Origin of the sequence: Kitasatospora sp. NPDC093102, from assembly GCF_040683915.1 — a bacterium.
Taxonomy (GTDB): Bacteria; Actinomycetota; Actinomycetes; order Streptomycetales; family Streptomycetaceae; genus Kitasatospora.
Genome location: NZ_JBFBFA010000113.1, coordinates 1 through 4,018, shown reverse-complemented (window position 1 = coordinate 4,018; position 4,018 = coordinate 1). Strand labels below are relative to the sequence as shown.

The following is a 4,018-nucleotide window of genomic DNA, read 5'->3' as shown; positions in this document are numbered from 1 at the left end:
GCACGGTCGCGCGGGAAGCCCTCGGACATGCACAGCAGGAGGCCGTCCGCGGAGACCACCACGGTGTGGGACACCCCGGGGGTGTTGTCCACGAAATTGGTGATCAGCCAGTTCAGGTTCTGTGCGGCCTGGCTCATCTGAGTCAACTCAACGCTCCTGGTGGTTCGAGCCGCCGAAGAGATCGGTGCTCCGGTTCTGTCCGTTGCCGGACTGGTCTACCTGATCGGGGTCGATCCGGAAGCTTCCGGTGTTACCGGCAGTGCGACCCTGCTCCACACCGCGGCGCAGGTTGGTGAGGCGGCCTCGGACCTCCTCCGGGCTGCGGGAGACCTGCGGCCCGTCCTGCGGGGTGGGCTTGGCGTTGCCGGGCACCAGGTTCTGCTTGGGCACGCGCCGCGGCAGACCGGCGCCGGTGGTGCCGCTGGAGGAGGGTTCGCGCAGCTGCTCGGCCCGCTGCCAGTCGCCGTCGTTCGGCGACTGCCAGGCGGCGCTGGCGGTCGGGCCGGTCGGGCCGTATCCGCCGAGCGAGGACACGTCGTGGCCGCGCTGGGCCGCGGGCGTCGAGGTGTCCTTGGCGCCGGCGAACCAGTTCGGGCCGTCGCCGGCCGCGCTGCCGCCGGTCGCACCGGCGGCGGGGCCACCGCCCGCCAGCTGCTCGCCGGGGCGGCGCTGCGGCAGCCCGGACGGCAGGGTGGTGTGCGGCTCGGCGGCGGGCAGCGCGGGCGGCTCCGGGGTGTACGGGTGGCCGGCCGGGGACTCCTCGGCCTGCCGGCCGTACTGGTCGGCGTACTCGTCCTGCTGGTAGCCGCTCTGGTCGTAGCCGCCCTGGTCGTAGCCGTACTGGTCGTCGGCGAAGTCCTGCTGCTGCTCGTAGCCCTGCGGGGCGTACTGGTCGTAGCCGTCCTGGGCGTACTCGTCCCGGGCGTACCCGTCCTGCTGGTAGCCGCCCTGGTCGTAGCCGTACTGGTCGTCGGCGTAGCCCTGCTGCTCGTAGCCCTGCGGGGCGTACTGGTCGTAGCCCTGCTGGTACTCCTCCTCGACCTCGGCGTCCACCACCGGTGCCTGCGGGGCGCTCTCCAGGGCCGTGCGGCGGACCTGGTCGAGGCGCTGCGAGCGCTGGACGGCCTCCAGGGCCGGGCTGAACCCGCTGGAGCCGGCGTTGCCGATGCCGGTGAGGTGGTCGTCGAAGCCGAGCTCGGCCGCGCTGCGGGCGCTGGGGGCCGGCGCCCACTCGGCGGTCGGCTCCTGCTCGGCGAAGATCCGGGAGACGGTGAACTGCTCGTCCGGCTCCGGCGCCGCACCGGACTGGGTGACGAACGGCGGGAGCATGACCAGCGAGGTGGTGCCGGCGGACTCGCCGGACGGGCGGAGCTGGACGCGGATGTCGTGCCGCTGGGAGAGCCGGCCGACCACGAACAGGCCCATGCGGCGGGAGATGGTGGCGTCCACCGTGGGCGGCTCGGCCAGCTTCTCGTTGATCTCCGCAAAGTCCTCGGCGGTGAGGCCGATGCCCTTGTCGTGGATCTCGACCAGCACGCGGCCGTCCGGCAGACGGGTCGCGTTGACCAGCACCCGGGTCTGCGGGCTGGAGAACGAGGTGGCGTTCTCCAGCAGCTCGGCGAGCAGGTGGACGAGGTCGGTCACGGCGGCGCCGACGACGTCGACCTCCGGGATGCCGGAGAGCTCGACGCGCTCGTACTGCTCCACCTCGGAGGCGGCGGCGCGGAGCACGTCGACCAGCGGGACCGGGGTGTTCCAGCGGCGGCCGGCCTCCTCGCCCGCGAGGACGAGCAGGTTCTCACCGTTGCGGCGCATACGGGTGGCCAGGTGGTCCAGCTTGAAGAGGTTCTCCAGCTGGTCCGGGTCGGCCTCGTTGTTCTCCAGGTCGGTGATCAGCGCCAGCTGGCGCTGGATCAGGCTCTGGCTGCGGCGCGACAGGTTGGTGAAGATCGCGTTGACGTTCCCTCGCAGCAGGGCCTGCTCGGCGGCGAGCGCCACGGCCTGCTGGTGGACCTGGTCGAACGCCCGGGCGACCTCGCCGATCTCGTCCTTGCCGTGCAGCGGGATCGGGGTCACCGAGGTGTCGACCCGGTCGGGGTCGGTCTTGGAGAGCTTCTCGACCAGGTCCGGCAGGCGGTGGTCGGCGATCTCCAGGGCGGCGCTGCGCAGGGTGCGCATGCCGAGGATCATCGAGCGGGCCACGTAGCCGGTGAGCAGGCCGGCCAGGATCAGCGCCGCGACGACGATGATCGTGTTGAGGACGGCGTCGTAGAGCGCGTTGTCCTTGAGGTTGCGGGAGTCGGTGAGGACGTCGTTCAGCAGCGCCTCTTCGGTGCTCCGCAGGGCCTGGATGTGGGTGTTGGCGGCCTGGTTCCAGTTGTCCGGGGTCAGACCGGCGTTCCTCGCCTCGGTGAAGGCGGCGTCGGCGACGGTCTTGCCCTTCAGCTGGCCCTCCGCGGCGGCCTGGCTGTAGGCGGCGCCGAGCTGGAGCAGGCCCTGCATGGTGGGCGCCGTGCCGTTGGGCATCTTGTACGCCGAGCGTTCCTGGGCGGTGGCCTGGGCGACCTGCGCGGCCGCGTACTTCCCGACGTCCTCGGGGGCGCCACCGGTGTTGAACTCGCTGAGGGAGACCTGCTCCAGCTTCTGCGCGACCAGGATCTGCTGGATCACGTCCTGGTTCTCGTAGCGCGTGATGGTGTTCTGCGAGATGCCGACCAGCAGGTTGAGCATCAGCGCGCGCTGGGTCGAGGCGGAGGCCTTGGCCAGCGACATCGCGTAGATCGCGCGGCCCTTGCTGGTGGCGTTGGCGGATCCCAGGCCGACCGAGTTGTCGTAGGCCAGCAGCGGGGCGAACATCACCGAGTAGGCGTTGGCGGTGGCGCTGGCGAACAGCTCGGGGTTGTACGCGTTGGCCCGCAGGTGCGGCAGGTCGACGATCAGGGTCTGGAACGCCGCGTGGCGGCGGGGGAGCTCACCGGACTTGTCCGTGGCCTCGTAGGCGGCGTTGTACGCCTTCAGCGCGGCGTCGGTGTCGTTGCGGCGCTTGGTGACCTCGTTGTTCGGGTCCTGCTTGGTGAGCAGGGGTATCAGCGTCTTGTCGCGCTCGTTCTCCAGCGCCTCGGCGAGTTCGGTCGCCGCCTTGGCCAGCTCCGCGGTCTTCTCGGCGCGGGAGGCCTTGATGTAGCCGTCGACCGAGGTGTTCACGCGCAGACCGCCGAAGACGAGACTGATGATCACGGGGATCAGCAGGATCGCGATCAGACGGGTCGGCACGCGCCAGTTGCGCGGGCGGAGGAAGTCGTACCGGCTGGAGCCGCCACCGTCGCCCGACGAGCCGCCGCTGCGGGGCGTCGTGGGTGCGACCGTGGGCTCGGAGGCCGGGACGGGGGTCTGGGCGCGTTCCTCCGTGGGAGTGAACGCGGAGAATCCGGTCGGGTCCCCGGGGGTACCGTTCGGCTCGCTCTGGCGGGGCTCGGAGCGCCGCTGCGGGGCGGGTTGCTGCTTACGCCTCACTCGACAACTACCTCTCGGCCGACTGCCGGCCATGGATCAATCCAGCGCTACCCCCGGGCCCTGACGTCCCGCCGGACGGGCCGACACGTGAGACATCCAGGGGCAGCTGGAATTTCAGCACGTGCAGGGATGGGGGACAAACAGCCGCCGTCCGGCACCCGCGTCGGAACAATCCGGACATTCACCGACATGGCGGAGCAAAACCGTGGTCACCTGGCGCTGAGTGACGCTAATTCGCCACACTGGGTCATTGTTGATCACAAAATGCCTACCGAACTGTTATCCGCTGCTTATACACGGGTCTTGCGCGGGGCCCCGGGAGGACACCGGCCGGTAAGCGTCGCTGCCCCGACGGCCCGTCGCGGGGGACGGGCCGTCGGGGCTGTGCGGTTCCCCCCGCTCAGCGGAGCCGAGCCAGCAGGGCGTGTTCGACGAGGGTGATGAGGGCGCTCTTGGCGCTGTCGCGGCGGCGGGCGTCGAGGGTGATGACGGGGGTGTCGGTGCC

General features: G+C 70.9%; 2 protein-coding genes and 1 pseudogene. All 3 read right to left on the bottom strand.

Annotated elements, in window-relative coordinates; genetic code table 11:
• A partial coding sequence (locus AB0O11_RS39095) for a roadblock/LC7 domain-containing protein (RefSeq protein WP_329882915.1) occupies positions 1–137 on the bottom strand: 137 nt, incomplete at its 3' end.
• A 10-nt stretch (positions 138–147) separates the two neighbouring features.
• Positions 148–3,513, bottom strand: a complete 3,366-nt coding sequence (locus AB0O11_RS39090) for a nitrate- and nitrite sensing domain-containing protein (protein ID WP_363397330.1) — start codon at positions 3,511–3,513, stop codon at positions 148–150.
• 400 nt (positions 3,514–3,913) lie between these two features.
• Positions 3,914–4,018: pseudogene (locus AB0O11_RS39085) on the bottom strand (ATP-binding protein); the annotation flags it as partial.